Source organism: Paraburkholderia nodosa, from assembly GCF_001718195.1.
Lineage (GTDB): Bacteria > Pseudomonadota > Gammaproteobacteria > Burkholderiales > Burkholderiaceae > Paraburkholderia > Paraburkholderia nodosa_A.
Map to the genome: position 1 here is coordinate 1 of NZ_MCNV01000047.1, position 26,504 is coordinate 26,504.

Genomic DNA, 26,504 nt, shown 5'->3' on the forward strand with positions numbered 1-26,504 from the left:
CATTGATAATGGCACCCATCGCACATTCAACGGAGGAACAGCAGTCTGCTGAGGACGGCGCAGCACGGTCCGTGAACAATCCGCCAAGATACTACGAGACAGCCTCCAGGCCAGACTCTCGGACATAGAGCGCGGCAGGTTCACACGACGGCACCCTGTAATGTGGTAGCCAACCCACGGATATCAGCCGGATCCACCGTCGACGTTACAGGCTGCGCCGCCCCCAGCAGATTCACCGAAAAGCAAAAGGACACTCACAACAGAGGCTTGCGTACTTGACTGCGAAAGTCATATCAGCTTCTCGTCGCACACACGAGCGGCCGTTCGCCAGCATGGATACTGCAGGGAAGATTACCTGCGACGTAATTGCTCGAAATCGTCGCGAATCGATCATTTCCGCTGTCCGGTCGAGCGCGATTGCACATCGATCGCAACGGACCGTTTGTTCTCATACATACGGAAAGACCATGAGGGGTGGATTGCTCCGCGGTTGGCGAGAGGTGCGAGGCACGCGTCCCGTGACGGATTCGCTTCGCTGATTACCAGCGATGTAATTGGCGAGGCTCGTTTCTCTCACTAACCTGTGCTTGTCGCCTGATCGATATCAGCGATACCTTCGACTTTCAAGGAAATACTGTGGCTCACTTCCCCATCTATACGCTCGAATCCGCACCTGAACAATCGAAGCCCGCGCTGAACGGGCTTGCCCAGGCCTTCGGCATGGTGCCAAATATCGCTGGCGCAATTGCCGGCTCGCCGAAGCTGATCAATGGCCTCGTCGGCCTGTTTCAGCAGGCGCATGGCGGCAACTTTTCCGAAGCACACGTCCAGACGCTGCTGCTCACCAATGCGGTGACCAATGGCGCCACCTGGCCGGTCGCATTCCACTCATGCCTCAGTCTCAAGGAAGGCCTGAGCGAGGCCGACGTGCAGGCGATCCGCGAACGCCGCCTTCCGCAGGACCCGAAACTCGCGGCGCTCTCGCGTCTGGCACGCACGCTGATCGAAAAGCGCGGCCACGTCGACGATCACGACATCGCTGCGTTCACCGAAGCTGGCTTCGATCAGGCACTCGTGCTCGACGTCATCCTCGTGGTCGCCGCCTCGACGATCACGAACTACACCGCGAGCGTCACCCAGCCGCCCCTCGAAGAAATGTTCCAGCCCTACGCGTGGAAGGCGTGAAGCGAGTTTGAGCGGCGGGAGCCCCACCCAAACCCGCCGCCGCAGAATGCCTCGTTCAAGCCCTTTCCCCGTCGGGAAAGGGTCTTCGATCCGGTTCCTCTAAACCGGGGTATCGACCGCCCAACCAGCTGCGCAGGCTCCTGGCACGTTGGTTGAAGACTGCGTGCGAATCGCAGGCGCGCACCCTATGCTTACACCCAGGTCACAAAACGTTTTATTCGCACTCTTAATCATATATGGTTTTCCAGGGAGTTCGGCATCAAAACGCGCGCAGTTCGAGTCGCGGTCTCTTTCGCGATCCTGCAGCGGCGATCGTTGAAGGGCAGAGGCCAGTCATGAAGGACGTGAGCGCACCCACGGCAGCTTCGTTTCCCTACACACTCCTCGTTTCGTGCAATCGTGGCTGACTGAAAAAAACCGCAGCGCGCGCCCGCCTCATCGGAGCGCCTCGATTACCCGTGAGGTAATTGAATTGCAGTCGCGCGATCAATATGATTCGCTTACGTTCTCGGGAAGAGGAAAAGGAACGGTGCACCAGCCAGACAGGACGATCGGTCGATCATGGAAAGACGAAATCAGGTATGCGAAACATTTCAGCGAATCAGCGACAAAGTCGCCTTCGACATCGAGTGGGAAGGCGTTGCGCGGGTTGTCCGGCCGTGGTCTATACGTTGGAGAATTCAAATGGATGAACTTCGTGACAAGGGGCTCTCTCATCCCCTGGTAGCAGGAGCCGCGATCTATCTCACCGAGGTCATGACGAGTGTCGACTCGAGTATCGGTCGCGCATTGATCGTTGTGGCCGGCGGACTAGCGCTTCAGCTCTATCGCAAGTTCACGCGATGCAATTGCCGCGTCGAGTAACTCCGCACCGGCTCAGCGCGGCGAGACGACAATTGCGATCCGGCGGTTTTGTGCTCGCGCGATCGATCGTCGATGTTAAGTGGATTGGATGGATCCTGTCGTCGGCAAATGCGTCAAGCGGCGAGTGATGGTTTGTATGCCTGCACACGGATTCCAGGAAAAATCGCTTAAGACGCCTTGTGGATCCAGCCGAATGGATCTGCAATCTTGCCGCGCTGAATACCGGTGAGCGTAGTGCGAATTCGTTGTGTGACAGGTCCTTCGCCACCATCACCGATCTTGAATTCGCCCGCAGCGTGACGAACCTCTCCGATGGCCGTCACGACCGCTGCCGTACCACAGGCGAAGGCCTCCTTGACGCGACCGCCGATCGCATCGGCTTGCCACGATGCGAATGCATAAGGCTCTTCGGAAACTGTGATGCCCTCCCGTTTGGCCAGCTCAATAATGGAAGCACGCGTAATGCCAGGCAAGATGGTGCCCGAGAGCGGAGGTGTACGCAGGGAGCCGTCGTCCATCACGAAGAACACGTTCATGCCGCCCAGCTCTTCGATCCATTTGTGTTCCGCAGCGTCGAGGAACACGACCTGGTCGCAGCCTTTCGCGGCCGCCTCGGTTTGCGCAATCAGGCTCGCGGCATAATTTCCGCCGCACTTGGCCGCGCCTGTTCCACCTGGTGCCGCGCGGGTATATTGGTCGGAGACCCAAACAGTGACCGCCATCTTGCCCGCCTTGAAATACGGCCCAACGGGCGAAGCGATAACACAGAACAGATACTCGTTGGCGGCGCGCACCCCGAGAAAACTCTCCGTTGCAAACATGAAAGGCCGCAGGTACAAACTGCCATCGCCGCCAGGAACCCAGTCCCGATCGATCTTCACGAGTGCATCCACTGCGCCGACAAAGAGTGCTTCGGGGAGTTCTGCCATGGACATGCGCGCTGCCGACGCGCGAAACCGCCTGGCATTCTCGTAAGGCCTGAAAAGCGAGATCGAGCCGTCGTCGCCGCGATAGGCTTTCATGCCTTCAAAAATCTCCTGCGCGTAGTGCAGGACAGCGCAGGCGGGGTCAATCTGAAACGGCCGACGTGGCTCAACTTTCGCGTCGTGCCAACCAAGGGCACTTGTCCATCGGACAGTCGCCATGTGATCGGTGAACACGCGACCAAATACCGGGTTGGCAATGCTCGCGGTGATCTCATCGTGTGGGGTCGGTGTCGTGCTGGGCGAAATAACAAACTGGGCAATCGTTTCAGTATTCATGGCTTCTTCGAGCTATGACGAAAATAACGCGGTCGCAGGGTTCCTGCTGTCCGCGGTTTGCGATGTGAAAGCCTTGGTCGCTGACCGTTATGAATGCGCGCTGCCGCAATTCACGCCCTCGCCCTGACGTGCCAGGGCAACCAGCGCGCCATCGGAAACGATGGCCTCACGATCGGCGAGAGCCTTGAAGCGCGCGAACGCTGCATTCAATTCTGCATCGCTATCCATCATGACACCAAGCTCACGCAGGCGCTGTTTGAAGGCAGTTCGACCGGAAAGCTTCCCGAGCACGATCCTGTTTGCGCTCCAGCCTACATCTTCCGCGCGCATGATTTCGTAAGTATCGCGCGCTTTGAGCACACCGTCCTGGTGGATGCCGGACGCATGAGCGAACGCGTTAGCGCCGACTACCGCCTTGTTGGGCTGCACCGCAAATCCGGTAATCTCCGAGACCAACTGTGAAGCCGTGACAATCTGGCTTGCATCGACGCGCACGTCGAGGTCGAAGTGATCTCTCCGGGTCTTGACCGCCATGACCACCTCCTCGAGCGCCGTATTCCCTGCCCGTTCGCCAAGTCCGTTGATCGTGCACTCGATCTGCCTTGCGCCGCCCGATTTGACCGCGGCCAGTGAGTTCGCCACCGCGAGGCCAAGATCATCGTGACAGTGCACCGAAAAAACCGCCCGGTCTGAATTTGGAATGCGCTCGCGTAGTTCGCGGATCAGTGCCGCATAACCTTCCGGCATGGCATGGCCAACGGTATCGGGTACGTTGATCGTAGTCGCGCCCTCGGCAATCACACCCTCCAGCACCCGGCACAGAAAGTCCATATCTGAGCGACTGGCGTCTTCCGGCGAGAACTCGACGTCATCGGTGAAACTGCGCGGCGCGCCTGCTCGTACACCTGGTCGGGCGACATACGGAGTTTTTTCTCCATATGCAGCGGCGATGTCGCGAGAAAGGTATGGATGCGAAAACGTTTGGCTGGCCGCAGCGCTTCGGCCGCACGTGAAATGTCACGCGCGTTCGCGCGTGCGAGAGAACAGATTATGCTATCTTTCACTTCGCTTGCGATTGCGCGCACTGCCTCGAAATCGCCATTAGAACTCGCTGCGAAGCCCGCCTCGATCCTTGCGGGATGGAGAGCAGTCGCCGGGTGCGTCGATCACAAAAGAAGAAAAACTCCGCATCGCGAGGCAACTCGAGCGTATGCGGGTCGACGTGTTGTACGTCCTCGGTCGTCATGCCCCTGACCACCGCTGGCTGGGAAGTGAAGCACTAACCCGAAGACGAACTCAGGTTGACTGCAGTCTCCGCGTCCACTCACAAAACGAATCCAACCGTTTTCGAGCGATCGTGCTTTATAGGTTAGATGTCTGGGGAGCACCTTGACCGCCGGCACGCACATCGCGAACTCTGGCATTTGATCGAGGGGGCATGGTCCATCCGCCTGCAATCGGACATCGGGCTCATCGCGTCGACTGGCCAAACAGCCGCGGATCCAGCGTAAAGGGTTCCGTGCTGATCACCTTTACGCTTGCCATCTCCGGATGCATCGGGTTCAGCAGCAGATTGAAGTCGGTAGGACAAACGACCGACGGGACCCGCATCGCCAGTTGCTCGCCCGCCTCAAGCCATTGCCGGCCAAGCGCCCTCGTCGCCGTTGGATCGCTCGTCAGGTCTGTCCAGCCGTCCGGCAGGCCAGGTGCGAATGCGGCATCGTAGACGGCGTCCGGCACCTCCAGCGTCACGAGGAAATAGCCACCGGCCGGCAGCAAGCCCGCCATGTGCACCAGCGCTTCAAGCAGCGCCGTTGACGCGTGGCAGCAGGTGTAAAGCACTCGCATGCCACGCGGGTTCCAGCGGCCTCCGGCGATCGCCGCACCATTGCCGCTCAGGTCATCGGCACGGTAATACCCGCGCCGCTCTTTCGCCAGGCGGTAAAGCCTCATGCAGACACGCCGTGAATGACTCGCAGCAGGATCTCACGCACGCGGTCGTAGCCCGGTTGCGAGTCGAGCACCTCGAGCGGGCTGAGTCCACCCAATTCCGCATTCGATCGCTGCATCCACTCGGCGGCCAGCGCCGGGTCCTCAAACACCTCCACAGCAAGCTGACGCACATACAACACGCGCGCAACGCGATCCGACTCGGCTGGCGACAGTCGCTCCGCGCGCGCCATCTTGCGCAGGATCGTCGAACTCGGCAGATTGAGACTCGCCAGCAGCGTCTGCACCGGCACGTGCAGCAGGTCCTTCGCTACGCGCTCGATGATCGCCGCTTCCATGCCTTCCCGGATCTGCCGGCGTTGCTCTAGCGGATCGAACCTGACGAGAAACGTTTCGATATCGTCAGAGTGGGCGCCGGGTCTGCCAGAGCCGGCCAGGGCCTTGCCGGCATGTGCTGCGCCCGGACGCGCCGCCGAATGACGGCCGGACGGTTGATTCAGGGACATGTTGCGCGCCTCCCAGATGGGAATTTCATGTTTCCCATTCTAGACCACTCTCAAACGGGAATCAAGATTATCCCATTTGATCATCTATTATGCTGACCGGTCCTGGCGGCGGAGACTGAAAAGCCGCAGCAGTTCGTCCCGCAATTCCGAGACATCCAGGACATGCTGCGCCCGGGTCACAGCCACATAGAGGAGGCGGAGCTTCTCGTCCGGCATCGGGCTGCCGTCGGCCCCGCGCAGGCGGAAATCGTTCGCAACCTTGACCCGCTTCCACTCGAGACCCTTGGCACGGTGGACGGTTGAGATCACATAGTGGGCGGCAGCTTCCACCACCGAGCGCTGCGCCAGGGCCCGCAGATAGCCGGTCCCCAGCTCGTCGACGATGCGCACAACCGGCAGCAGGTCCTGACCAAATGCACTGCGCGCAAACGCCTGTGCGTCGCTCCACGTCCCGAACAGCGAGAACGCCGCCGGACGGAACGCGCGCTAGCCGGCCAGCAACCGGTCAGCGCCATCAGCGTAGGCGAGAATCTCGGCGGGGCTCATCCGGATCGCCAGTCGGTGTCCTGCCTCGAGTCCCACGGCGAACTGCCAGATCGCCGTGACGTTCCTCCGGCACAGGATCGCGTCAACCGGCGGCGCGAGCGCAGGATCCTCCACCATGATCGAGCCGATGGCTTCCTGTCCCCGGATGGGCTTGCGCTCACCGAGCAGTGCGAGCAGGTGGCTCGCCAGCGCCGCGAACGTGGCACCAAAGCGGAACGACTCCGTGAGCACACACTCGGGCGTGTCGATCTGCGCCATCGCATTGATCGCGCCGCGCCACTCGTAGATCTGCTGGTAAGGCTGGAAATTGAACTGGTGAGTGTCCCCCTCGCAGTCAATCAGCTGGATGGGGTCAAGCCAAACGTTCTCGAAATCGGTGAATCCGGCGGACTCGGCAATCCTGGCATTGAAGCACGAAGTGCAGAGTAACTCATAGTGGCCATCGCCAGAACCGCAGTGGTCGGTGTCCCAGGGCGGCGTCTGGTTGCCGCATCGTTCGCATCACTTGTGTGCCATATCGTGCCCGCTGTAACGTTTTCCCTGCGATCGCCAGGATCTTGATTTCCGGTTGCCGTTTTCGACACTATTGATCCGACGTTGGCGGCAACATACGGCCCGCGAAGGCGTATTGGGGTGCGCAGTAGCTGGCGAACGGATGCCGCTATTTTGACAGACACGACGAGCAGCCCTGACTGGTGCCAGGTGTCTGGCGCCACTTGATCAGCAAGGTCAAACGCCATCCATGATCGGCGCGTTCGATGAGGTCATGCCGCACGGTGGCTTCCATGCGGTCGCGCTACGGGACTGATATGCCGGAAGCTTCAGAACTGGCACTGCATCGATGCAAAATATATAGGAATACAAATCAAAGCCAACCAAACTTCGATCATTTCTTTTATGTAAAGTGACGGCCCTTGAAAGCCGTCCGCGCCGGGACCGCATTGAATCACGAGCGGATTCAGATCGGTCTCTGGGATCCGAACGACGCGGAATGCCGAGGCTATCTGGCGTGCGTGGCGTGGCAAAGCTAGGGCGAAGGCAATGCGCAGTCGCACCCCGTCATTCATCACGCGTGGCAAGCGCATGCGTACCCTCACGCAGAAAACGCAGAACGGCGTCCCCGCCACACAGCTTGCGACCACGCCTCCCAATCCGATGATCAACAAGCATGAGGAATGGCGCGACGGCATAATCGCGGCGCGCTCGCGCCACGCTTTCAGCCACACACTGAGACGCGCGCGATTTCACACATCGGCAGCCGCATCCGCTGGGCCATCCGCGTCAGTCGAAGGCGTCGAGCGGAGCACGGCCTCCGACTGTGTGCGGGCCAGCGCGGCGAGGTACCGACCTGGCGAATGCCCGAGCGCTTTCTTGAACATGGTGATAAAAGCAGTCACGGACTCATAGCCGAGCTCGTCCGACACGCGCTGTACGGAAGCGCCGCCGGCAAGCTCACGCACCGCGACGAGCAGTTGCAACTGTTGTCGCCAGCGCCCAAACGTCAGTCCCGTTTCACTGACGACGAGTCTTGCCAACGAACGCTCGCTCATGGCAAGACGTTTGGCCCATTGAGCAATCGTGCGGCGATCGCCGGGATTGGCGTTCAACGCGTCCGCCATCTGCCGGATTCGCGGATGATCGGTAACCGGCAGATAGAGACGCTCGACCGGCATCAATATCAGCTCATGCAATAGCACGCGTGCAAGCCGGTCGGTATGGCCGCCCTGCTCATAGTCCAGCGACGCTCCGGCGAGGTGCAGGATCATTTCCCGTACCATGGGTGAAATGGAAAGCGTGCAGCATTCCTTAGGCAAGTCGACGATACCAGGTTCTGCAAACAGATAGCAAAGCTGGGCATTGGGCGTGGCGTGGTTGCTGTGGGACATCCCGCCGGGAATCCACACTCCGCATTGCGGCGGGACGATCCAGAAAGCGCCCGCGACATGACATGTTACAGCGCCGTGCAACGCCAGCACCAGTTGCCCCTTTCGATGCTTGTGCACCGGGATTTCCGCGGCATGCTCGTCGAGCTGTATGCGCAGCGCCACGGCCGGACGATCGATCGAATCGGGATCAGCAAAATCAGGAAGGCTAACGTAACGATCCATATCTGGCATTTTTTAGCGACATGTTGTCATTGTAGCGAAATTCGTGCGGAGAATGAGTCGGCATAGTAGCGTCATGCCAAGCTCCAATGCCGCCACGACTTCATCGCTCAAGGCCTCGCGCTCCCGCGTGCGAGGCTGGACGCTGCCCGATTTTTGTCGACGGGCATCGCTGCCCAACGCGAACCAACCCGACCTGGAAGCCGCACTCTTTTCGATTAAATGCTTCGTGGCGGCAATGCTGGCCTTGTACCTGTCATTGAGGGTCGGCTTGACACGTCCCTTCTGGGCACTCGGCACCGTCTACCTGGTTTCCCAGCCTCTCTCGGGGATGGTAATCAGCCGCGGCCTCTTCCGCTTTCTCGGCACATTGGCGGGCTCCGCCGTGACTCTTTTGCTCGTGCCGACCTTGGTCAATGAACCCTTGGTACTGAGTGCCGCACTCGCCATCTGGATCGGCTTCTGTCTGTACATTGCACGTCTTGACCGGACGCCGCGGGCCTACGCATTTCAGCTCGCCGGCTAAACGACGAGCCTGATCGGCTTTCCGTAGGTGATGAATCCCGGCACGATCTTTACTGTTGCCAGCATTCGCGTGCAGGAAATCACGATCGGCGTTCTGTGCGCAACGTTGGTCCATTCGCTGGTCCTGCCGCGCAAGGTGTCACATCGTGTGCATGCCCGGGTCGCCGCTGTTCTGGCCGACTCGGAGCGATGGACCTGCGTTGTGCTCGGCAATGCCCCTGATGCAGTACTTGCATTGGACCGCGCCCGATCGGCAGTGGACATGCTCGATCTCTATCAACTGTCTGCTCACTGCCCTTCGACTCCGTGCAAGGCCCGCTTCAAGGCATTGATCCTGGAAGCGCTTCATCGGCGTCTGCTGGCCGTGCTGTCCCTGTCCGGCGCCATCGACAACGCTCTGACGGAAATGCACGCGTTGCCGCACGACGTACCCGCCAAGCTCGCCTCACTGTTCGAACAGGTGCAGTCATGGCTGGCCGCGGGACAGCATGCTCGACCCCACGGCAACCAGAAGGCTGATGGACGGATTTCACACGCGTCGAACGAGCCCGTGTGGCCGCGATTCATGGCACGACCTTCTGCTCCGCAGATTGATAGCCAATCTCGGCGAACTCGTTCTCGCCCATCACGATTGCAGACTGCTGGAACAGCATCTGCAGACTGCTAAAGCGCACTGGACTCACAATGTGCCAAAGCAGGCATTCGATTCGAAGGCGGGTTAGGCCTTTGCACAGCGACCATTGGCTGGCGACGCGCAGTACAATCGGCGCCGTCATCGGCATCACAATCAGTTGCGCGCTTTGGATAGGTTCAGCATGGCGTGACGGCGCGACGGCCGTCTTTCTGGACGGCGTGGCTTGCGCGCTCTTCGGCGTCGCCGATCAGCCGGCCGGCAGCCTCAAGCGCTACGTGTTCGGCTCGCTTGCCGGCGTCGTGGTGGGCCTGACCTATGGCTTTGCCATCCTGCCCCGCACGACGGATTTCATCAGTCTGATGGCTGTACTCTCGCCAACTTTGCGTCGAAAACTGTTCCTCGGTGACCCGCGCGGCTGCCTCGGCAAGCAGACCGCGCATGATCCCGGCTGCTTCGAGATAGCGCAGCGTGACCTCGGGCCGCGCGCCGGCGGCCGCAAGAAAGCCGTTCACAAGCGAAATACGGACGGTTGGACTCGGAGCTCGCATGTGATCGTTTCGACGGTATCAATGCCTGTGCAGTCTGGGTTGCGTCCGATTGTACTTCGTGCATGGTGGGCGGTAGAGCAAGTGCGCGATTCATGAGTCAGACGAAAGTAGCGATGGCGTCGAGCGGATCGATGTGGACGGAACCGCGAGGTTCAACTGAGCTACCGACCGCGAATTGCGCTTCGATTGACTGCTCTCGCCGCACAATCTGCCGAGCGGAGCGCCACTGCGGCAATACAAGAATAAAAAATGCCGCCTGAACTGCGGCAATATTTCTCCGTGCAATCAAATGACTTCGTGATCCAGGCGAGCCGGATTTCATTAAGAAATGAAATCTGTAACGACGAAAATGATAAATCAGACGAGACAGATCGGTTTTTTTGACGCGAAAATCAGAACAGAAACAGCGCCGCGAGCTTGCGCAGGGCGCATGCTCCCGCAAGGGAATGCCGCCGGTGGTTGAATCTGTAGCACAGTCCTATTCGCACAGTAACTCCGCCCCGACAATGAGGCAGGCATTAATCACATTAATTATTGATTCTGCAAGACCATTTTGCTTTACCTAAGTTTACAACTGCCCGCGCCGTTGCTTTTAAATCCGGCAAGAAAATTGAAATACCCGGATTAACCCATCACTTTGAACGCGAGGAGAACGATATGGAAATACGGCAAATCAACGTCTACGATGTGATCGACAGTCGCAGAATCGGCAGAAGGCAGTATTTCATCGTCGCCTTCTGTGCGCTGCTCATGCTGTTCGATGGCTTCGATACCCAGGTCATCAGCTTCATCGTGCCTGTTCTCGCGAAGGAATGGCAGCTCCCTAAGGGGGTATTCGGCGCTATTTTTTCAGCGGTTTTCTTCGGCTTGCTAATCGGCAACTTCGGCATTCCGTTCGCAACCCAGCGCTTCGGTACGAAGAAGATCGCTTTCATGGCAACAACTGCATTCGGGCTGTTCACGGTCCTTACCGTTTTCGCGACGAGCGTGCCGCAACTGATCGCCTTGAGGTTCCTCGCCGGCATCGGCTTGGGAGCGGCCACGCCTTGCGCGGTCGGCCTCGTTTCGGAATTCAGTCCGAACAGAACCCGCGCGACTTTCGTCATTCTCGTCTACATGGGGTACGCGCTGGGGTTTATCTTCGCGGGAATCTGCAGTAGCGCTTTGATTCCGAGGTTCGGCTGGCAAGGTCCAATGTGGTTGGGCGGGCTCGCTGCACTGGGCTTGACGGTCTTGCTTATCCCGCTGCTACCGGAATCCGTGGCCTATCTGTCGAGAAATGCCGATCAGGCTGAACTGCTTCATGCAACCCGGCGCCTCTTTCCCGATTTCACTCTGCAATCGGACACCGAACTGGTCACTCATGAAGCGAAGCCCGTGGATGCAAGCGTGCTCGGCTTGTTCTCCGCGCAATTCCGCCTGGGGACGTTCCTGCTGTGGGCCGTGTTCGCCATCAACCTGGCCACTTTCTATTTTCTGCAAAGCTGGCTGCCGACCGTTCTTGCGTCCGCCTCATTCCCACCCGCGCTCGTGGTCTGGGCGACCATCACCGTGATCATCGGCGGCATGGTGGCGAGTCTTCTGATGGGACCCATCATGGACCGCACCAGTCCTTACAGGATCTTGTCCGCGATCTACGTCGGCGGCTCCGTCTCGATGTACACAATTTCGATTGCAATCGGCTCATCGCATCTGGCTTTACTCTCGACGATCTTCTTTTGCGGCTTTTGCATTAGCGGCGGACAAACCTGTGCCATCGCGCTGTGCACGCTCTTCTATAGCCCGGAATTACGTGCCCCGGGCGTTGCGTGGGCATACGGATTCGGTCGGCTCGGCGCCGCGGGCGGTACTTACCTCGCGGGTGTCCTGTACGCGAACAACTGGACCGCCGACGCGATGTTTCGAGTTGCAGCAGCACCGATACTAGTTGCAGCGGCTTGCGTGGCCCTGATGGGCGCTTGCTATGCCCTGACGAAGAAAGACCTGAAGAACTCCTTTTCAGCCTGACCTTTCACCACGCACCGAATCGATGGACGTTGGGTGGACTGTTCTTTTGTTTTGCCTTTGAGATGTGGAGATCTTATGAAAACGAAAAAAATAGAAATCTTTGTCGGTTCGCTCGTGGGGCTTGCCAGTTCCGTCGCGCATAGCCAAAGTAGCGTCACGCTCTATGGCGAGATCGACAACGGTATTCATTACCAGACCAACTTGGGTGGTGGCAAAGCCGTCTACATGGACTCGCTCGACGGTATCGACGGCAGTCGCTGGGGACTGACTGGAAAGGAGGACCTGGGAGGTGGTCTCAAGGCCATCTTTACTCTCGAGTCTGGAGTCAACGTGAATAATGGACAACTTGCCCAGGGCGGCACGGCGTTTGGCCGGCAAGCTTTCGTCGGACTGCGCAGCGACACCTATGGCTCTCTCACCGCCGGCCGTCAATATGACATGGTTTGGTATTTTCCGGAGTTTCTCGCCGGTTCCGCAGCAGTTGGCGACCTTCCGAGCGGGCATCCGGGAGACTTCGACAATACCAGTAACAGCGTGCGATTCAACAACTCGGTGCGCTACATGAGCCCGGACTTCCACGGTTTCTCCTTTGGCGTCGTATATAGCCTTGGCGGCGTACCCGGCGACTTCACCTCGACGTCGGGCTATTCGCTCGGCGCCGGTTACACACACGGTCCGCTTCAGGTCGGCGCGGCGTTCGATTACTTCAAACATCCAACATCGACACCAGGTAACGGATGGTTCACCAACTATGCAAGCGGTTTCAATCTGCTGGCCTCCTCACTGAACTCGGCTTATCAGGTCGCACAAGCCTACCAGGCCGCCGTCATCGCAGCGACCTACACGATCGGCAACGCGGCGATCAGTGCCTCGTACTCGAATGTCCAATACGCTAATCTGGGTGCGGCGTTCCTGAACGGTACGGCCATCTTCAATAACTATGACATCGGTTTGAACTACCGTTTCACGCCGGCGTTTTCCGTCGGCGTCGCGTATGACTATATGAATGCGCGCAGCGTCACGACGGCACAAGGCAATTCCGTGGGCAACCAGCACTACAATCAGGTGGCCTTCCTCCTGGACTATCTGCTGTCCAAGCGCACGGACGTATATCTCTCAGGCGGCTGGCAACGTGCTTCCGGCACATCGTCGACGGGCGTCCCGGCGGTCGCCGACATTGGCGGATCTGGAGATTCGTCGAATAACCATCAGATGGTCTATCGGCTGGCTATACGACATAAATTCTAAGGATTCCCCCTCGCCAACGCTTTGACATAACGATGCGGCAGCATTTTGTTACCGACATGCCGACGTTACTGTTGCTGCTCAAGGCTGCTGGTTCAACGCCTGGTAGTACAGTGTCGCACCAGCACCAGCACCAGCACCAGCATCATGGACATCCTGATTCCGGCGAATCTGTACCGGATCAGGCGGACAGGCCCGCTGCCTGCTCGTGTTTGTCGAAATCCAGCCGTCGCGTTTGGCCTGAACGAGTTCGGCCCTTATCTCGGCACGCGGCTTTCCACTCGTGACTAGCGCCGCGGCGCAGCTCGCGTCACTGATACCGGCGCTTGCGGCCAACGGAAAGAACATTACGAAGCACAGAACCGCTGAAATCAGCGTTCGCATGAAAAGCTCCTTAGTTGTAACCGGTTATTCCGTGCTCAGACGAAGCCGTACATGGTGAACAACATGACATACGGGATCTCCTGCCCCGCCGAATTGCAGACAATGATGTCCAGCTTCTGAATGGCGCACATGGACACTATCGCCTTGGTGACTTGCGAAAAGATCAGTTTCACGATGATTGACTCTCCAATTTGATTTGACCATAAGGTTGACCTCTCGGCGATCTGTCAATGGCGCTGACTGGCGCGTCAGGGTGCATCAATCGCTTATGACGCACGGCGATCATCCACATTGCAGAGCTCTTGTTCGCTACCGGCTCGCGGCACGAGAACCTGAAACTACGGTGCTCTGAAGCGTCTCTGTGATTAGTACTTTATCCACATTCACCTGGTCTGAATTTGTGGAAGTTGACAACTTATCTGCAAAAACTGCCAGAGTTTTTCCTGAGGCCGGCGTGCGGTATGCGGTCCAATCAACGTCGTTATGCGCCGACACTCACCAGGCATGTACAGGCGCGAGGCGCGCCGCCAGTTGGGGGTTGTTCGGTTGTCGAGTATGAGGTGACCGTGTCGAAGCGACCGTCCGGTGAGGCGGCGAAGATTGGCCTCGTTGAGCGGATCGAGTTCTAATGAGGAGCAAGCCTAAAGACGGACCGCTAGCGCGTGTAGCGGTCTCCCGCAGTTAGTGAAATGTACATCAGGGCTAGCGGCTATTGATATTCTGATTGGCCGCGCGTCGAAAAGCGCGTGTCGCCTGTCAACCGGCATATTGCCGGGATGCTGAACCGCAGAGAGTGGGCTATGGGTACGGCGGGCACACCCGAAGCGTTCAGGCCTGCTTCTGCGGCAGTCGATGATAAGCGCGCCCGTGATATACCAGACCCGAGTTCGACGAGCCGAGATGTACCGCCTGCACGCCACAGAAGAAAACCGTATGTGTACCGATGTCGACGCATCGGTCCACTGTGCAATCGAGACTTGCAGCTGCGGTTGCCAGCACCGGTGCGCCGGTGACGAGACAGGTCCACTTGCCGTACGTGAAGCGCTCCGACATCTGGACATCTCCTTTGCCCGCGAAGATCGGTGCCAGCATCTCATGCTCATCGGAAAGGACGTTGATACAGAGGATGCCCGCCGTGCTGAAGTGGCGATACTGTCGGCTCGACCGGCCTATGCAAACGAGAACCGTAGCGGGATCGTCGGTCACGGAGCAGACCGCGGACACCGTCATGCCGACATCGCCGGAAGGAGTCGTAGTGGTGATGATATTCACCGCAGCTCCGATACGGGCCATGGCCTCGCGGAAGGTAGTGCGGTCAGGGGAAAGTGCTATCACGGCAGTATCTCTCTCGGTTGACGGAGCGACGGCGCGGCTTCATGGCCGAGACGCCACAAACACTTTAATGAAGCAGCGCGGGGAAGTACCCGCGGCGTTGTTCCGTCCATGGCCTGCGCCGCGCCGTCCGTTGGTTCTCGCATTCAGTTGCGCTGCGTGTGCTTAATGTTGCTGAACAGAAGCTGCTGGCCCTGGGCTGGCAAGCTGCTCTTTGATCAGCTGTTCTTCGGCATCGTCGTAAAGACTGGCAATAATGCTCTCGTAGCGTGCCATCATCGGCTTGCGGCGTTTCTTGCGCGTTGCGGTCATCACACCGTTTTCCGGTGTAAGTTCCTCGGGGAAGATCCTGAAAGCCTTGATCTGCTCTGCCCGCGCCAATTTCGCATTGGCCTTTTCCACTTCTTCGCGGATCAGGTCGTTGACAATCGCGGAGGTCGCCAGATCTGAATAGCAAGTAATCGAAGCGTCGCGCGTCCTAGCCCAGTCCATGGTGAGCGTGCCGTCTACTTCGATCAGCGCCGTCAGATACTTGCGACCTTCGCCAACCACCATTGCTTCTGTAATGTACGGGCTCTGGCGAAGCTCATTTTCGATCTGCACCGGGCTAATGGATTTGCCAGCGGCGGTGTTAATAAGCTCTTTCTTTCGATCGATCAACTTGTACGAACCGTCCGTGCCGATGTCCACGATGTCGCCGGTATGCAGCCAGCCGTCCTGCAATGCGCCGTTCGTTTCAGCTTCCTTATTCCAGTAGCCGATGAACAGTCCCGGCCCCCGTACGATCATTTCTCCGTCGGGCAACACGCGAGTTTCCCATGCAGCGTCATTAAGCGGCAACCCGGAGTTTCCAGGCCTCGACCAGTCAGTCACCTGCGCGAGGTTTCCGCCGACCATCTCCGTCTGTCCATAAATTTCTTTCAGGTTGACGCCCCACAATTGAAATAGTGTGACGACCTCGGGTGGCACCGGAGCGGACGCGGTATACGGATAGCGCAAATCGTCGAAGCCGATTCTTGCCAGCAAGGGCTTGAAAATAAGCTCCCGGCAGGTGGCGTAGAGTTGCTCCTTGAATGGGTCGCTGCTGCCCGCGTCCAATCGATCGGCCAGTACTTCCCGAGCTATGCCAAGGGCAAGCTTGTAGTTTCTCTGCTCGGCATCGGAACTGCCATTCACGTGGTTGATTATCTGGGTCGCAAACTTCTGATAGAAGCGCGGCGGCGCCATATAGGACGTCGGTCTGACTTCCTGAATGCACTTCGCGAAATCGGCCGACACATCGACGAAGTAAGATACCGTCTTCGCCATCAACGGCAGCGTCATGGCCTGAATGCGCGCCACCGTGTGCGAAAGCGGCAGATGGATCACCATGCGTTGCGGTTCGGACAGTATCGCCGGACAGAAGGTTGGCCATGTGAACGCGCCAGCGAGCATCGACAAATGCGTCAGCATCGCACCTTTTGGCTCCCCCGTGGTTCCCGAGGTGTATCCCAGGCTAACCAGGTCCGTCGACTTCGCTGGCTCGGACTGCTCACGCAGATAAGCGACTTCGTCCCCGGCGAAGTGCAGAGCGAACTCGGCAAGTGAAACGACATTCGTACCGGTTTCGCCTGGCGTGCTCTTCCAGCCCGGATCGAGCACCACAATTTTCAGCAACCTGCGCGACGGGTCCGCAGCTTCGATGATCCGAAGCTGTTCGGCACTGCCGGCAAAAGCGAGTCGCGCCCCTGAATCTTCAAGGTAGTAACGGACCTCTTCGACCGACGCGGTGAAATAGACGCCTACCGTGACCGCTCCCGAGCAAATCGTCGCCATGTCGGCGATGACCCACTCCCGGGAGACGTCGCCCATGATCGCAATCCGTTCGCCTCTTGCTACACCGGCCCCTCTGAGTGCGGCAGATACGGAACAGACTGCGTTCGCATAGCCTTTCCAGGTAGTGGGTATCCACTCCCCGGCACGCTTCTGGAAGAAGGCGTTCGCCTCAGCGTCGTTCTTCACCCGCTCGGTCAGCAAGGCCGGAATAGTGGTGGTGGCGAATTGACTGCCGGAAGTCCACGATGCCGCGGTCATTTGTAGCTGTCTCCAAAGCGCTTGCGCTTTTCGGTGAACGAAGCCACCGCTTCGCGGCGCTCGGGGGAATTGAAAGTTAGCGTTTCCAGAGCGGTCGACGTATCGAGAAGCAGGTGGGCATTCTGCTTGACGAGCTTGTTGACGCAGTATTTCGTCCAGACGAGCGCATCGCGCGGACCGCTCGCGAGCAGTTCCGCGTAATCGATCGTCGCCTCGAGCAGCTTGCCGCTTTCGACGATCTTGTTGATCATGCCCATCGCCAATGCTTCCTCGGCGCTAACGAAGTCGCCCGTCATCAGATAGTGCCGCGCGCGGACTGGCCCGAGAAGAAGCGGCCAAATCACCGCGCCGCCGTCGCCTGCCACGACACCGGCGTTGACGTGCGTGTCGGCGAATCGTGCGGTCGGGCTCGCATAAATCATGTCGCAAAACAGCGCGAGCGTGGCGCCCAGACCCACGGCTACGCCATTGACCGCCGCCACGATCGGCACCTCGACCTCGAGCATGTTTCTCACGAGGTGACGGCCACCGCGCGTCGCCGACGGGATATCGCCATTGTCGATGGACTTCTGATCGCCGCCGGAGCAGAATCCGCGGCCTGCGCCGGTCAAGACGATCGCCTTGACCGATTTGTCGTGATCCAGATCGACGAAAACCCGTTCCAGCTCGCTGTGCATGTCCCAATTGATAGCGTTCAGGATTTCCGGACGATTCATCGTGACGATCGAAACACCTGAAGACCGTTGTTCGACATTTAGATACTGATAGCGCGAAGACGTGTTCATATCTAGGTTCATCCTTGAGTTTGTTGCGGGTTGGAAGACTGCGAGCGCATGGCGCGAATCTTCTCGAGCAGCTCGTCCGTTGGGCGGACGATATTGTTGCGATCGTTGAAATGAGGAATCACGTAGCGGCCAACCATCTCGATCGCCGACATGATCTTCTCGTGCGGCACCGAATCGATATGCAGCAGCACCTCGTCGATTCCGAGCTTTTCGTATTGCTCCAATTGACGGATGACCGTATCGGGACTTCCACACACCGTGGTAGCGGATTCGTTTAGCAGGTAATCCCAGTCTTCGGCAGCGCGTTGCATCGCGGGCACGCTTTCGGCCATATACGCATAGTTGTCCGCGAGTTTGGCGAGCCGCGGATAGGCATCGGTCGAGATGCGCGCATAGTTCATGATCGCCCCAGCGTAAATATCCTTGGCTTCCTGGTCGGTTTTTCCGATGCCGATGAAAAGCGGCATGCCGGCACGCGGCTTATGCAACGGTCCGGTCTCATCGCGTTTCCAGCTTTTCCAATAGGTGTCAAGCAGACCTTTCTGTTTTTCCCATCCCTGATAGATAGCATGGCTCATCACCGCAAGACCTTCCGAGCCGGCCCAGGCATGGCTGTTCGCGCTGGTTGCAGCAACGCCGAGCACCGGATACGGCTTTTGCAAGGGCTTCGGCACGAGTGATCGGGGCGGCACCTGGTAATACTTTCCTTCGAAGGTGAAAACGTCTTCGCGCATCGCTTTGCGCAATAGCGCCATCCCCTCTTCCATCTGCGGCAGAGTTTCGTCAGGCGATACGTTGAATGCGCGCATTGCGATCGTGGTGTTGGCGCGACCACAATACATCTCCATCCGCCCGTTGGAGAGGATGTCGGTGGCCGCCAGCCGTTCTGCGGTACGCAGTGCGTGATTGATGGCCTTGGGCATCAGGGCAACGGCAGGACGAAGCTTGATTCGCGAAGTGACGGCCGCGAGATAACCAAAGACCACTTCAGGAGCCGAACTCGACACGCCACCAAGAGCAAAGTGTTGCTCCGACAGAGCAACAAAATCGAAACCCATTTGCTCAGCGAGAAGTGTTTCGCGAACGAGTTCGCGAAGCCTGTTCGAGTAGCTATGCCCGACCTGTGTCTCCTGCTCGGACCAAAAACCGATTTTCAATGGCATTTTCTCTTCCTTGACAGTCGTAATGTGAAAATTCCTGGCGTGCGCGAACTGTTGCCGAGGTTCGATCGGTGTCTCGCCGTTAAACTATGAGCATCGCCGATGCGCTCTATTTCGAAACGTCACGACGAATGTAGATAGATGTGCTTATCTACTTATCAGCAGCTTACGCTTTGGAGTTTCTTTGTTTCGCGAATAAATATTGCCGTAGATTTCACAGCATTTTCTATTCTTTTTATGCCACTACCTTATCGATACCAGCAGATCATGCTGCAAATTTCTACGCCGATGATTCGGCCGCAAATGCCGCCGCAAGAAGTCTGGCTGTTGCATGCAGGCAGGTCTCCCCAATCTCGCTTGAGGACCCTCGCGCATCGCCGAGCACGCCGTTTGGGGAGATGGACGCCACCCCTTCCTTCCACATCAGGTTCAATTGCTCGGTCGTCATGAAGCCCACATGGCCTGCCACGAGTTGACCGTGTCGGACGCTGTCGGGGTGAAGGTGGATCATGAGCGAGGTTTCGGCGATGTCGGCGTGTCCGCCTACGAATTCCGGATCGCCACCGGCTTCTTCGACCGCCAGCCGCCATTCACGCAGCCACGCCTGATGATTGGTATAAGCAAGAACCTGAGTCCCCGGCCCGACGGCCTCTCTCAGACCCGGTAGCATCGTATGAAGAGCATTGAAGTTGCCGACATGAGCTGAGAAAAGGTAGATGCGCTTGAATCCGTGTTTCGCGAGGCTCACACAGTAATCGTGGCAGAGCGCGGCATACGTTTGCTCCTGCAATGAGATCGTGCCCGGGAAGGCCATGTGGTGCTTCGAGCATCCCACCTGTATGGTCGGCGCGATCAATGTTCGCCCCAGCAACGTGGCGATTTCCACTGCCAGGGCCTCAGCGTGATCGGCATCCATACTCAGGGGAAGATGGGGTCCGTGCTGCTCGATCGCCCCGCAGGGAATGATGACGCCGTCAAACTGCGTGGCCAGTGCGGCTGACACGTCCTCATACGTCATGCGCGAGAGATGCAGTGTTTTCGGCAGTGGGAGACTATTCACGATTGGGCCTTCCTGTTGCGGGTCAGAAATTGGGATCTAGCGTCCGCAGACTTCGAGTTGCCGAGATATTCATGCAGGTCATCGAGCGTCATCTGCAACAGCGCCGCGTCGTTCATCTGTGAACTTTCGCGCAATGTTCTCTTGATAGCAGCGAAAAGTTGCCGATCTTTGCTGCAAAGCTCCCGGCATTTGGCAAGCGCGTCTCGCTGCACCTCGTCACGCGTGGATATCGCATCTATCGCCCCCATCGCGAGCGCATCGCCGGCGGTGATCAACCCACCTGAAAACAGCAGCGAACGTGCGGCACGTTGACCAAGCAGGGTCGCTGCGTGACGCATGCCTTTTGCCGCGGGCAGCAAGCCGTGATTGATCTCGGGAAATCCCAGCCGGGATTCAGGCGACGCGACGACGTAATCGGCATGCAGGACCATTTCGAATCCCGCGCCCACCGCATAGCCGTTGACTGCGCACACGAACGGGCTCGGATACTGCTCGAGTTGCCCCAAAAATGCGTGGAATTCTTTCATGCGCGAGAGAGCAAGTTCGTGGTCCGCCACCTCATTGATATCGCCGCCGGCACAAAAGAACTTCTCACCCGCCCCGGTGAGCACGATGCCGGGTGGCATGTTTTCTTGAGCGAGGTCGCTGAAGACGGAGATCAATGTGGTGATGAGTGGTCCGCTAAGCGCGTTCGCCGGTGGCCGGTTTATCGTCAGCTGCACGAGGTCGGCATCGATGCGTGTGCGAATCAGTTCGTCGGTTTTCATACCTGATGCCTCGTCATTTTTCATCTGGCTAGTGTAGGTGCGCATCGGCCAAATTTAATTTTGATTTGTCGGCGCCATCGTTAATTCGGCGCGTTAAAATCGCGTCATTCAGATGGCCCACCGAATGTTGCGCTGAGGGCGGCGACTCATGAACTCACCGAGGCCGAGCAGGCGCAGAAAGCGAGTGAACCGTGGAACCAGAAACGCCTGAGATCCGGACGCCCACTTCGCCATCCGTGACGGACGAGGTGAAGATCAGCTATCAACCGTTCGATCCGGATTCCGTCGATTTGCCGGTCATTTCCGTTCTTCTGGAAACCAGTGGAAAAGAGGATGAGCTGCCGATGCACGTTCATCGCAAGGGGCAAATGGTCGTCGCATTGAGAGGGTCGGTTATGTGTCGATCACCGAGCGGATGGTGGATTGTCCCGGCCAACGGCGCGGTGTGGATTCCGGGCGGCATTCCTCATAGCAATCATGCTTCCGATTTCGCCAAGCTATACGTCGTCTTCATTCCACCGGACGAAGCAGATCTGCCCACCGACTGCCGCAGCTTTACGATTACGCCGCTCATCCGTGAGCTGATCCGTTCACTGGCCAGACTGCCGCCCGACTATCCCAAGGAAGGACCGACAAGCCGGCTCGCCAGAGTGTTGCTGGATCAGCTTGCTCAACTGGCGCCCGACGACGTCTTTCTCCCCATCTCCGACAATCATCGGCTTCAACAGATCGCTTCGTCGTTGCTCGACAATCCCGCCGACCGCAGCACGATCGCGGAATGGGGACGCCGGTATGCGATGAGTGAACGTACGCTCGCGCGGTTGGTGCTCAGCGAAACCGGTATGACATTCGGGCGCTGGCGCGAGCGTTTGCATATCATCATTGCGCTTCAGCGATTGTCCGCGGGAGCGTCGGTTCACGCCGTATCGCTCGAACTCGGCTACGAAGGTCCCAATTCGTTCATCACCATGTTCAAGAAGACCATGGGACAAAGTCCCGGCAAATTTCGAGTGGACAAGGTGGATGCTTCTTCGCCTTGATCGAAACACGGCGGCGGGCGATACACCAACTCGTCTTTCATAGCTGACGCGCTTGCTCCCGCAAGATGAACTTCTGGATCTTGCCGGTCGCGGTCTTCGGCAATGGGGTGAAGAGAACGGTCTTGGGAACCTTGAAATGCGCCATCCGCTCGCGGCAAAAGGCAATGATGTCCGCTTCGGTCACGACCGCACTGTCCTTGAGTGTGATGAAAGCACACGGTGTCTCGCCCCACTTGTCGTCAGGACGGGCGACGATTGCTGCTTCCAGAACAGCGGGATGGGAATACAGCACGTCCTCGACCTCGATAGACGAAATGTTTTCGCCTCCCGAGATAATGATGTCCTTCGAACGATCCTTGATTTCCAGGTAACCATCGGGATGCCATACCCCGAGATCGCCGGTATGAAACCACCCGCCGGCAAAAGCCTCTACCGTGGCGTCCGGATTCTTCAGGTAGCCCTTCATAACGTTGTTGCCGCGAAGAAAAACCTCGCCGAGCGTCTGCCCATCTTTCGGAACGGGCTCCAGCGTATCCGGGTGCGCCACCATCATTGCCTCCAGAGCAGGCCCGCGTACACCCTGGCGGGCCTTGAGTTGCGCTTTCGCATCAAGATCGAGATCATTCCACGACTCGCGCCATACGCATTGCACGGCCGGCCCATAAGACTCGGTCAGCCCATAGACGTGCGTCACCTCCCAACCCATGCGCTCCATGCCGGCGATTACCGGTGCAGGCGGTGGCGCGCCGCCGGTCATGACCTTGACTACGTGACTAATGCCCGCTTTCAGCTCCGGCGGGGCGTTATTGATCATGTTCAACACCACGGAGGCGGCACATAAATGCGTGACCGACTCGGTGCGGATGGCGTCGAGAATCCGCTCGGCCCGCGTATGACGCAGAAAGACGCTGGTGCCAGCCACCAACGCCATGGTCCAGGGAAAGCACCAGCCATTGCAATGAAACATTGGCAAGGTCCACAAATAAGTCGCGTCCCCGTTTAGATGCCAGGATAGTGCATTCGACACGGCGTTGAGATAAGCGCCGCGATGGTGATACACCACGCCTTTTGGATTGCCCGACGTGCCCGACGTGTAGTTCAGGGTAATGGCCTGCCATTCGTCTTCAGGCATCGCGAGAGAGAATTCCGTGCGGGTGGCCTCCTGCAGCAACGCTTCATAATTTTTTTCGCCGAGCAGATCGCCATCTCCGAACTGAGGATCGTCAATGTCGATAACCTGAATGACGCGGCCAAGACGTGCCAGGGCTTTCTTCACTGTCGGCGAGAATTCGCGGTCGGTGATCAGCAGCTTCGCCTCGCCGTGGTTGAGAATGAAAGCAATCGTGTCGGCATCGAGCCGTGTGTTGATCGTGTTCAGTACAGCGCCGCAAATCGGTACACCGAAATGCGCCTCGAACAGTTCCGGCGTGTTGGCCGCGATCATCGCTACCGTATCGCCCTTGCCAATGCCGCGCCCGAGCAGCGCACCGGCGAGTAGCCAGCAACGTCGATACGTTTCGGCCCAGTCGCGGCGAATCGTGCCATGAACGATGGCCGTGCGCTCCGGCCAGATAGACGCGGCGCGTTCGAGAAACGTCAGCGGCGACAAAGCAATGAAATTTGCCGGGTCGCGCTCGAGTCCGATCGTATAGGGATTGTCTGCCGTAATTTTCATGCGGGCCACCTCCCGGCTATGGCGATCGCGCGCTCGGCAAAGACGCCGAGGTTTTCTGCGTGTCTCATCTTTCTTCCTCGACTTGTTTTTATCGTCACGAAGCGCTCTCAAATGAGCGGTACGACTTCATCCGAAAAAATGCCACTGTTAACCGAAGGGGGGAACCCGATCTCTTCATCGGCACGGCCGCGCTACGGGATAGCCTGAAATTTCCTTGTAGTCGCAGATACGCTCTATTTTTCTCTGCTCCACCACATTCAGACCGTAACCCTCCAGGCCCACAATCGTTCTCTCGTGATTGGAGAGCAGGATCATGTTCTTCACGCCGAGTTCGGTGAGAATTTGCGCACCTATTCCGTAATCACGCAGTTCCGGCTCGGCGGGCTTGGGATGCATCATGGAACGCACGCGTTCCGACACGGCCGTGAGGCGCGACTCGCGGATCAGCACGATGACGCCGCGGTTCTCGTCCGCCAGCAGCCGCGCGGCGCCGCGTAGAGACGCGAGGTGATGACCTCCAATGATGTCGTTCATGGTATCCGTCGCATGCATGCGCACGAGGACAGGCTCGGCTCCCCGCAGATCACCCATGACAAAGGCAATATGTTCGACCTGATCGACGCGGTTGCGGTAGACGACGATCCGCCAATGCCTTCCATTCGGCTCGGTAAAGCTGCCGTTCTCAACGGCCTCCACGAGCCTTTCCGTTCGTCGTCGATACGCAATAAGATCGGCGATCGTGCCCAGTTTCAGCTTATGCCGCCGTGAAAATCCAATCAGGTCGGGCAACCTCGCCATGGTGCCGTCGTCGTTCATGATTTCGCAGATCGCGCCGGCCGGCGCGAGCCCGGCCAGACGCGCGATATCCACCGCGGCTTCGGTGTGGCCGGCGCGCACGAGCGTACCGCCGTCGCGCGCCATGAGCGGAAAGACATGCCCGGGAGAAACGATATCGTCGCGCCCCGTTTCCGGATTGATGGCAATTGAAATCGTGCGGGAACGGTCGGCCGCCGAGATACCGGTCGTCACACCATCACGCGCCTCGATCGATACCGTGAACGCCGTCTCGTGCCGCGTGCCGTTGATCCGGGTCATCAAATGAAGGCCCAATGATGCGCAGCGGGAGCGTGTCATCGCGAGACAGATCAAACCACGCGCATGCGTCGCCATGAAGTTGACGGCGTCGGGCGTGGCGAACTGGGCGGGAATAATAAGGTCGCCTTCGTTCTCGCGATCCTCGTCATCGACCAGAATGAACATGCGACCGGCTCTCGCTTCTTCGATAATGTCAGACGCCGTAGCGATGTCGGCGCGCGAATCCACCGGCAGGCGGGTCGATGTTGCGTTACTCATGAGTACACCTCACGCGATGTGATCACGAAACCTGCGCCAGACCGTGAATCTGGATAGGCCTTGTCGTGTCGATAGGGAGCGTCGTTTTGTTGGCAAGCCGTTTGAGGACGACGTTCGAGCGAACGCTGGCCACGCCGGGAAGGGACGTCAGCTTGTGTGTGATGATGTGTTCGAGTTCGACGAGGTTCCGGGCCAGCACCCGCAGAAGGTAATCGGTTTGCCCGGTCATCATGAAACAGTCCATGACTTCGGCGATGCCTCTTACCGTGTCGGCGAAACTCTCCCGCGCATGCATGCCCTGCCGCTCCAGACTGATCTCGACGATGGCCATGACTCCCAGGCCGAGTAGGGACGCATCGAGGACGGCGACGCGCCGGCTGATCACACCGAGACGCTCCAGATTCCTGACTCTGACGAGACAGGGAGAGGGTGACAGGTTGACTCGAGCCGCCAGCTCGAGATTCGTCAAACTTGAATCCTCCTGAAGTTCACTCAGGATGCTAAGGTCTATCCTATCCAGCGCAACGCTCATGGCCCGGTCTCCTCTTCGCCTAAGACTATGGTGCCCCGAGATTCGAACGTTCGCTTTCGATCAGAACATCGATTTCCGCTCCAGCACGCATTCGAACAACAGCACCTGACGAACGAGTTTATGCCAGCTGGCTCTGCGGGAAATTCCGATAAAAAGCCGAGTTATCACCAAAAACAGACATTCTCGTCCACGCGCGGGAAAACCCGATATTCGTCACACTACCGAAACGTAAGCTGATACTCATCAGGCCTTTCTGGGCGGCGGCAAGTCGGTACAGACGCCTTCGTACAGCTCGGCGGCCATGCCGATTGACTCGCCCAGCGTCGGGTGCGGGTGAATCGTCTTGCCGATGTCGGTCGCATCCGCGCCCATTTCCACCGCGAGGCAGACTTCGCTGATGAGGTCGCCCGCATTCAGGCCGACGATGCCGCCGCCGATCACGCGATGCGTCTCTTCGTCGAAGATCAGCTTCGTGAAGCCCTCGTCGCGGCCGTTGGCGATCGCGCGGCCCGAAGCGGCCCACGGGAACACCGCCTTGCCGTACTTGATGCCTTCGGCCTTGCACTGGTCTTCGGTCTTGCCGGCCCACGCCACTTCCGGATCGGTGTAAGCCACCGAAGGAATCTGCAGCGCGTCGAAGTACGCCTTCTCGCCGTGCGCCGCTTCCGCCGCCACGTGGCCTTCATGCACGGCCTTGTGCGCGAGCATCGGTTGGCCGACCACGTCGCCGATCGCGAAGATGTGCGGCACGTTGGTGCGCATCTGCTTGTCGACTTCGATGAAGCCGCGATCCGTCACCGCTACGCCCGCCTTGTCCGCGCCGATCTTCTTGCCGTTGGGCGAGCGGCCCACGGCGACCAGCACGAGGTCGTAGCGTTGCGGCTCGGCCGGCGCCTTTTCGCCCTCGAACGACACATAGATGCCGTCGTCCTTCGCCTCGGCGTTCGTGGTTTTGGTCTTGAGCAT

At 58.5% G+C, this 26,504-nt stretch carries 25 protein-coding genes and 5 pseudogenes; 8 read left to right on the top strand and 22 right to left on the bottom strand.

The window, feature by feature from the left end; genetic code table 11:
* Positions 1-636 precede the first annotated feature (636 nt).
* Both BFD71_RS37405 and BFD71_RS41130 read left to right on the top strand, forming a co-directional pair.
* Positions 637-1,185 carry a carboxymuconolactone decarboxylase family protein gene (locus BFD71_RS37405; protein WP_069269221.1) on the top strand — a complete coding sequence of 183 codons (549 nt, stop codon included), beginning with the start codon at positions 637-639 and terminating at the stop codon, positions 1,183-1,185.
* Positions 1,186-1,869: 684 nt separating this feature from the next.
* On the top strand, positions 1,870-2,049 hold the full coding sequence (locus tag BFD71_RS41130) for a hypothetical protein (protein ID WP_141710945.1): 180 nt from the start codon (positions 1,870-1,872) through the stop codon (positions 2,047-2,049).
* 167 nt (positions 2,050-2,216) lie between these two features.
* On the opposite strand, the gene BFD71_RS37415 is transcribed toward BFD71_RS41130, so the two are convergent.
* The 3 genes and pseudogenes from BFD71_RS37415 to BFD71_RS43125 all read right to left on the bottom strand — a co-directional run.
* Positions 2,217-3,311, bottom strand: coding sequence for a branched-chain amino acid aminotransferase (locus BFD71_RS37415; RefSeq protein WP_069269223.1), 1,095 nt, complete (start codon positions 3,309-3,311; stop codon positions 2,217-2,219).
* An 87-nt stretch (positions 3,312-3,398) separates the two neighbouring features.
* Positions 3,399-3,845 (bottom strand): homocitrate synthase/isopropylmalate synthase family protein, encoded by a 447-nt coding sequence (locus BFD71_RS43120; RefSeq protein WP_441830857.1) that lies wholly within the window; start codon positions 3,843-3,845, stop codon positions 3,399-3,401.
* A pseudogene (locus tag BFD71_RS43125) lies at positions 3,822-4,396 on the bottom strand (2-isopropylmalate synthase); the annotation flags it as partial. The gene BFD71_RS43120 and the pseudogene BFD71_RS43125, both read right to left, overlap by 24 nt.
* Positions 4,397-4,422: 26 nt before the next feature.
* On the opposite strand from BFD71_RS43125, the gene BFD71_RS41135 reads away from it, so the two are divergent.
* Complete coding sequence (locus BFD71_RS41135) at positions 4,423-4,704, top strand: hypothetical protein (protein ID WP_256095094.1); 282 nt, start codon at positions 4,423-4,425, stop codon at positions 4,702-4,704.
* 77 nt (positions 4,705-4,781) lie between these two features.
* Here the strand turns inward: BFD71_RS41135 and BFD71_RS37425 are convergent, their stop codons facing one another.
* The 6 genes and pseudogenes from BFD71_RS37425 to BFD71_RS37440 form a co-directional block, all read right to left on the bottom strand.
* A complete protein-coding gene (locus BFD71_RS37425) occupies positions 4,782-5,264 on the bottom strand; it encodes an RES family NAD+ phosphorylase (protein ID WP_069269224.1) in 483 nt (160 codons plus the stop codon).
* Positions 5,261-5,767: a type II RES/Xre toxin-antitoxin system antitoxin gene (parS, locus tag BFD71_RS37430; RefSeq protein WP_083245708.1), complete on the bottom strand. Its 507-nt coding sequence runs from the start codon at positions 5,765-5,767 to the stop codon at positions 5,261-5,263. Before parS ends, BFD71_RS37425 begins: the two co-directional genes overlap by 4 nt.
* Before the next feature lie 87 nt (positions 5,768-5,854).
* Complete coding sequence (locus BFD71_RS42580) at positions 5,855-6,157, bottom strand: ATP-binding domain-containing protein (RefSeq protein WP_256095091.1); 303 nt, start codon at positions 6,155-6,157, stop codon at positions 5,855-5,857.
* A 96-nt stretch (positions 6,158-6,253) separates the two neighbouring features.
* The gene (locus tag BFD71_RS42585) at positions 6,254-6,571 is read right to left on the bottom strand and encodes a hypothetical protein (RefSeq protein WP_256095092.1); all 318 of its coding nucleotides are present in this window, start codon (positions 6,569-6,571) and stop codon (positions 6,254-6,256) included.
* 132 nt (positions 6,572-6,703) lie between these two features.
* Positions 6,704-6,802: pseudogene (locus BFD71_RS43130) on the bottom strand (DUF7685 domain-containing protein); the annotation flags it as partial.
* 755 nt (positions 6,803-7,557) lie between these two features.
* On the bottom strand, positions 7,558-8,430 hold the full coding sequence (locus BFD71_RS37440; protein ID WP_069269225.1) for an AraC family transcriptional regulator: 873 nt from the start codon (positions 8,428-8,430) through the stop codon (positions 7,558-7,560).
* 64 nt (positions 8,431-8,494) lie between these two features.
* Here BFD71_RS37440 and BFD71_RS42590 point away from each other — a divergent pair.
* Both BFD71_RS42590 and BFD71_RS42595 read left to right on the top strand, forming a co-directional pair.
* A pseudogene (locus tag BFD71_RS42590) lies at positions 8,495-9,610 on the top strand (FUSC family protein).
* A 17-nt stretch (positions 9,611-9,627) separates the two neighbouring features.
* Positions 9,628-9,948, top strand: a pseudogene (locus tag BFD71_RS42595) (FUSC family protein); the annotation flags it as partial.
* A 12-nt stretch (positions 9,949-9,960) separates the two neighbouring features.
* On the opposite strand, the pseudogene BFD71_RS42600 reads toward BFD71_RS42595, so the two are convergent.
* Positions 9,961-10,125 (bottom strand): annotated as a pseudogene (locus BFD71_RS42600) (AraC family transcriptional regulator); the annotation flags it as partial.
* Positions 10,126-10,659: 534 nt separating this feature from the next.
* Between BFD71_RS42600 and BFD71_RS37460 the strand changes: the two are divergent.
* Both BFD71_RS37460 and BFD71_RS37465 read left to right on the top strand, forming a co-directional pair.
* Positions 10,660-12,132 carry an MFS transporter gene (locus tag BFD71_RS37460; RefSeq protein WP_256095093.1) on the top strand — a complete coding sequence of 491 codons (1,473 nt, stop codon included), beginning with the start codon at positions 10,660-10,662 and terminating at the stop codon, positions 12,130-12,132.
* A 75-nt stretch (positions 12,133-12,207) separates the two neighbouring features.
* Positions 12,208-13,380, top strand: a complete 1,173-nt coding sequence (locus BFD71_RS37465; RefSeq protein WP_069269230.1) for a porin — start codon at positions 12,208-12,210, stop codon at positions 13,378-13,380.
* A 78-nt stretch (positions 13,381-13,458) separates the two neighbouring features.
* On the opposite strand, the gene BFD71_RS37470 is transcribed toward BFD71_RS37465, so the two are convergent.
* From BFD71_RS37470 to BFD71_RS37500, 8 genes are all read right to left on the bottom strand, one after another.
* Positions 13,459-13,761, bottom strand: a complete 303-nt coding sequence (locus BFD71_RS37470; RefSeq protein ID WP_083245710.1) for a DUF4148 domain-containing protein — start codon at positions 13,759-13,761, stop codon at positions 13,459-13,461.
* 35 nt (positions 13,762-13,796) lie between these two features.
* Entirely contained in the window at positions 13,797-13,934 is a 138-nt protein-coding gene (locus BFD71_RS41745) for a hypothetical protein (protein WP_176733023.1), read from the bottom strand.
* Between the two features lie 655 nt (positions 13,935-14,589).
* The gene (locus BFD71_RS37475; RefSeq protein ID WP_069269240.1) at positions 14,590-15,054 is read right to left on the bottom strand and encodes a flavin reductase family protein; all 465 of its coding nucleotides are present in this window, start codon (positions 15,052-15,054) and stop codon (positions 14,590-14,592) included.
* A gap of 204 nt (positions 15,055-15,258) precedes the next feature.
* Positions 15,259-17,166, bottom strand: coding sequence for an AMP-dependent synthetase/ligase (locus BFD71_RS37480; protein WP_069269231.1), 1,908 nt, complete (start codon positions 17,164-17,166; stop codon positions 15,259-15,261).
* Positions 17,163-17,951: an enoyl-CoA hydratase/isomerase family protein gene (locus BFD71_RS37485; protein ID WP_069269232.1), complete on the bottom strand. Its 789-nt coding sequence runs from the start codon at positions 17,949-17,951 to the stop codon at positions 17,163-17,165. Before BFD71_RS37485 ends, BFD71_RS37480 begins: the two co-directional genes overlap by 4 nt.
* Positions 17,952-17,959: 8 nt before the next feature.
* The gene (locus BFD71_RS37490) at positions 17,960-19,114 is read right to left on the bottom strand and encodes an LLM class flavin-dependent oxidoreductase (RefSeq protein ID WP_069269233.1); all 1,155 of its coding nucleotides are present in this window, start codon (positions 19,112-19,114) and stop codon (positions 17,960-17,962) included.
* A 277-nt stretch (positions 19,115-19,391) separates the two neighbouring features.
* Positions 19,392-20,171: a creatininase family protein gene (locus tag BFD71_RS37495; protein WP_069269234.1), complete on the bottom strand. Its 780-nt coding sequence runs from the start codon at positions 20,169-20,171 to the stop codon at positions 19,392-19,394.
* On the bottom strand, positions 20,168-20,938 hold the full coding sequence (locus tag BFD71_RS37500; RefSeq protein ID WP_069269235.1) for an enoyl-CoA hydratase/isomerase family protein: 771 nt from the start codon (positions 20,936-20,938) through the stop codon (positions 20,168-20,170). The genes BFD71_RS37495 and BFD71_RS37500 overlap by 4 nt, the downstream gene beginning before the upstream one ends.
* A 191-nt stretch (positions 20,939-21,129) precedes the next feature.
* On the opposite strand from BFD71_RS37500, the gene BFD71_RS37505 reads away from it, so the two are divergent.
* The gene (locus BFD71_RS37505; protein WP_083245712.1) at positions 21,130-21,978 is read left to right on the top strand and encodes an AraC family transcriptional regulator; all 849 of its coding nucleotides are present in this window, start codon (positions 21,130-21,132) and stop codon (positions 21,976-21,978) included.
* Positions 21,979-22,015: 37 nt separating this feature from the next.
* Here the strand turns inward: BFD71_RS37505 and BFD71_RS37510 are convergent, their stop codons facing one another.
* The 4 genes from BFD71_RS37510 to BFD71_RS37525 form a co-directional block, all read right to left on the bottom strand.
* On the bottom strand, positions 22,016-23,653 hold the full coding sequence (locus tag BFD71_RS37510; RefSeq protein WP_069269236.1) for an acyl-CoA synthetase: 1,638 nt from the start codon (positions 23,651-23,653) through the stop codon (positions 22,016-22,018).
* 174 nt (positions 23,654-23,827) lie between these two features.
* Entirely contained in the window at positions 23,828-25,006 is a 1,179-nt protein-coding gene (gene ribB, locus BFD71_RS37515; protein WP_069269237.1) for a 3,4-dihydroxy-2-butanone-4-phosphate synthase, read from the bottom strand.
* A gap of 22 nt (positions 25,007-25,028) precedes the next feature.
* Positions 25,029-25,538: an Lrp/AsnC family transcriptional regulator gene (locus tag BFD71_RS37520; RefSeq protein ID WP_069269238.1), complete on the bottom strand. Its 510-nt coding sequence runs from the start codon at positions 25,536-25,538 to the stop codon at positions 25,029-25,031.
* A gap of 243 nt (positions 25,539-25,781) precedes the next feature.
* Positions 25,782-26,504 (bottom strand): dihydrolipoyl dehydrogenase family protein (locus tag BFD71_RS37525; protein ID WP_141710947.1); only part of this gene is annotated, 723 nt, incomplete at its 5' end.

Bases quoted from the DNA above. Each gene is read 5' to 3' on its own strand.
- BFD71_RS37470 (WP_083245710.1), bottom strand. From the start codon at position 13,761: ATGCGAACGCTGATTTCAGCGGTTCTGTGCTTCGTAATGTTCTTTCCG.
- BFD71_RS37490 (WP_069269233.1), bottom strand. From the start codon at position 19,114: ATGCCATTGAAAATCGGTTTTTGGTCCGAGCAGGAGACACAGGTCGGG.
- BFD71_RS43120 (WP_441830857.1), bottom strand. From the start codon at position 3,845: ATGGCGGTCAAGACCCGGAGAGATCACTTCGACCTCGACGTGCGCGTC.
- BFD71_RS37510 (WP_069269236.1), bottom strand. From the start codon at position 23,653: ATGAAAATTACGGCAGACAATCCCTATACGATCGGACTCGAGCGCGAC.
- BFD71_RS37475 (WP_069269240.1), bottom strand. From the start codon at position 15,054: ATGGCCCGTATCGGAGCTGCGGTGAATATCATCACCACTACGACTCCT.
- BFD71_RS37480 (WP_069269231.1), bottom strand. From the start codon at position 17,166: ATGACCGCGGCATCGTGGACTTCCGGCAGTCAATTCGCCACCACCACT.
- BFD71_RS37415 (WP_069269223.1), bottom strand. From the start codon at position 3,311: ATGAATACTGAAACGATTGCCCAGTTTGTTATTTCGCCCAGCACGACA.
- BFD71_RS37520 (WP_069269238.1), bottom strand. From the start codon at position 25,538: ATGAGCGTTGCGCTGGATAGGATAGACCTTAGCATCCTGAGTGAACTT.
- parS (WP_083245708.1), bottom strand. From the start codon at position 5,767: ATGTCCCTGAATCAACCGTCCGGCCGTCATTCGGCGGCGCGTCCGGGC.
- BFD71_RS42585 (WP_256095092.1), bottom strand. From the start codon at position 6,571: ATGGCGCAGATCGACACGCCCGAGTGTGTGCTCACGGAGTCGTTCCGC.
- BFD71_RS37440 (WP_069269225.1), bottom strand. From the start codon at position 8,430: ATGCCAGATATGGATCGTTACGTTAGCCTTCCTGATTTTGCTGATCCC.
- BFD71_RS37465 (WP_069269230.1), top strand. From the start codon at position 12,208: ATGAAAACGAAAAAAATAGAAATCTTTGTCGGTTCGCTCGTGGGGCTT.
- BFD71_RS41130 (WP_141710945.1), top strand. From the start codon at position 1,870: ATGGATGAACTTCGTGACAAGGGGCTCTCTCATCCCCTGGTAGCAGGA.
- BFD71_RS37425 (WP_069269224.1), bottom strand. From the start codon at position 5,264: ATGAGGCTTTACCGCCTGGCGAAAGAGCGGCGCGGGTATTACCGTGCC.
- BFD71_RS37500 (WP_069269235.1), bottom strand. From the start codon at position 20,938: ATGAAAACCGACGAACTGATTCGCACACGCATCGATGCCGACCTCGTG.
- BFD71_RS37485 (WP_069269232.1), bottom strand. From the start codon at position 17,951: ATGAACACGTCTTCGCGCTATCAGTATCTAAATGTCGAACAACGGTCT.
- ribB (WP_069269237.1), bottom strand. From the start codon at position 25,006: ATGAGTAACGCAACATCGACCCGCCTGCCGGTGGATTCGCGCGCCGAC.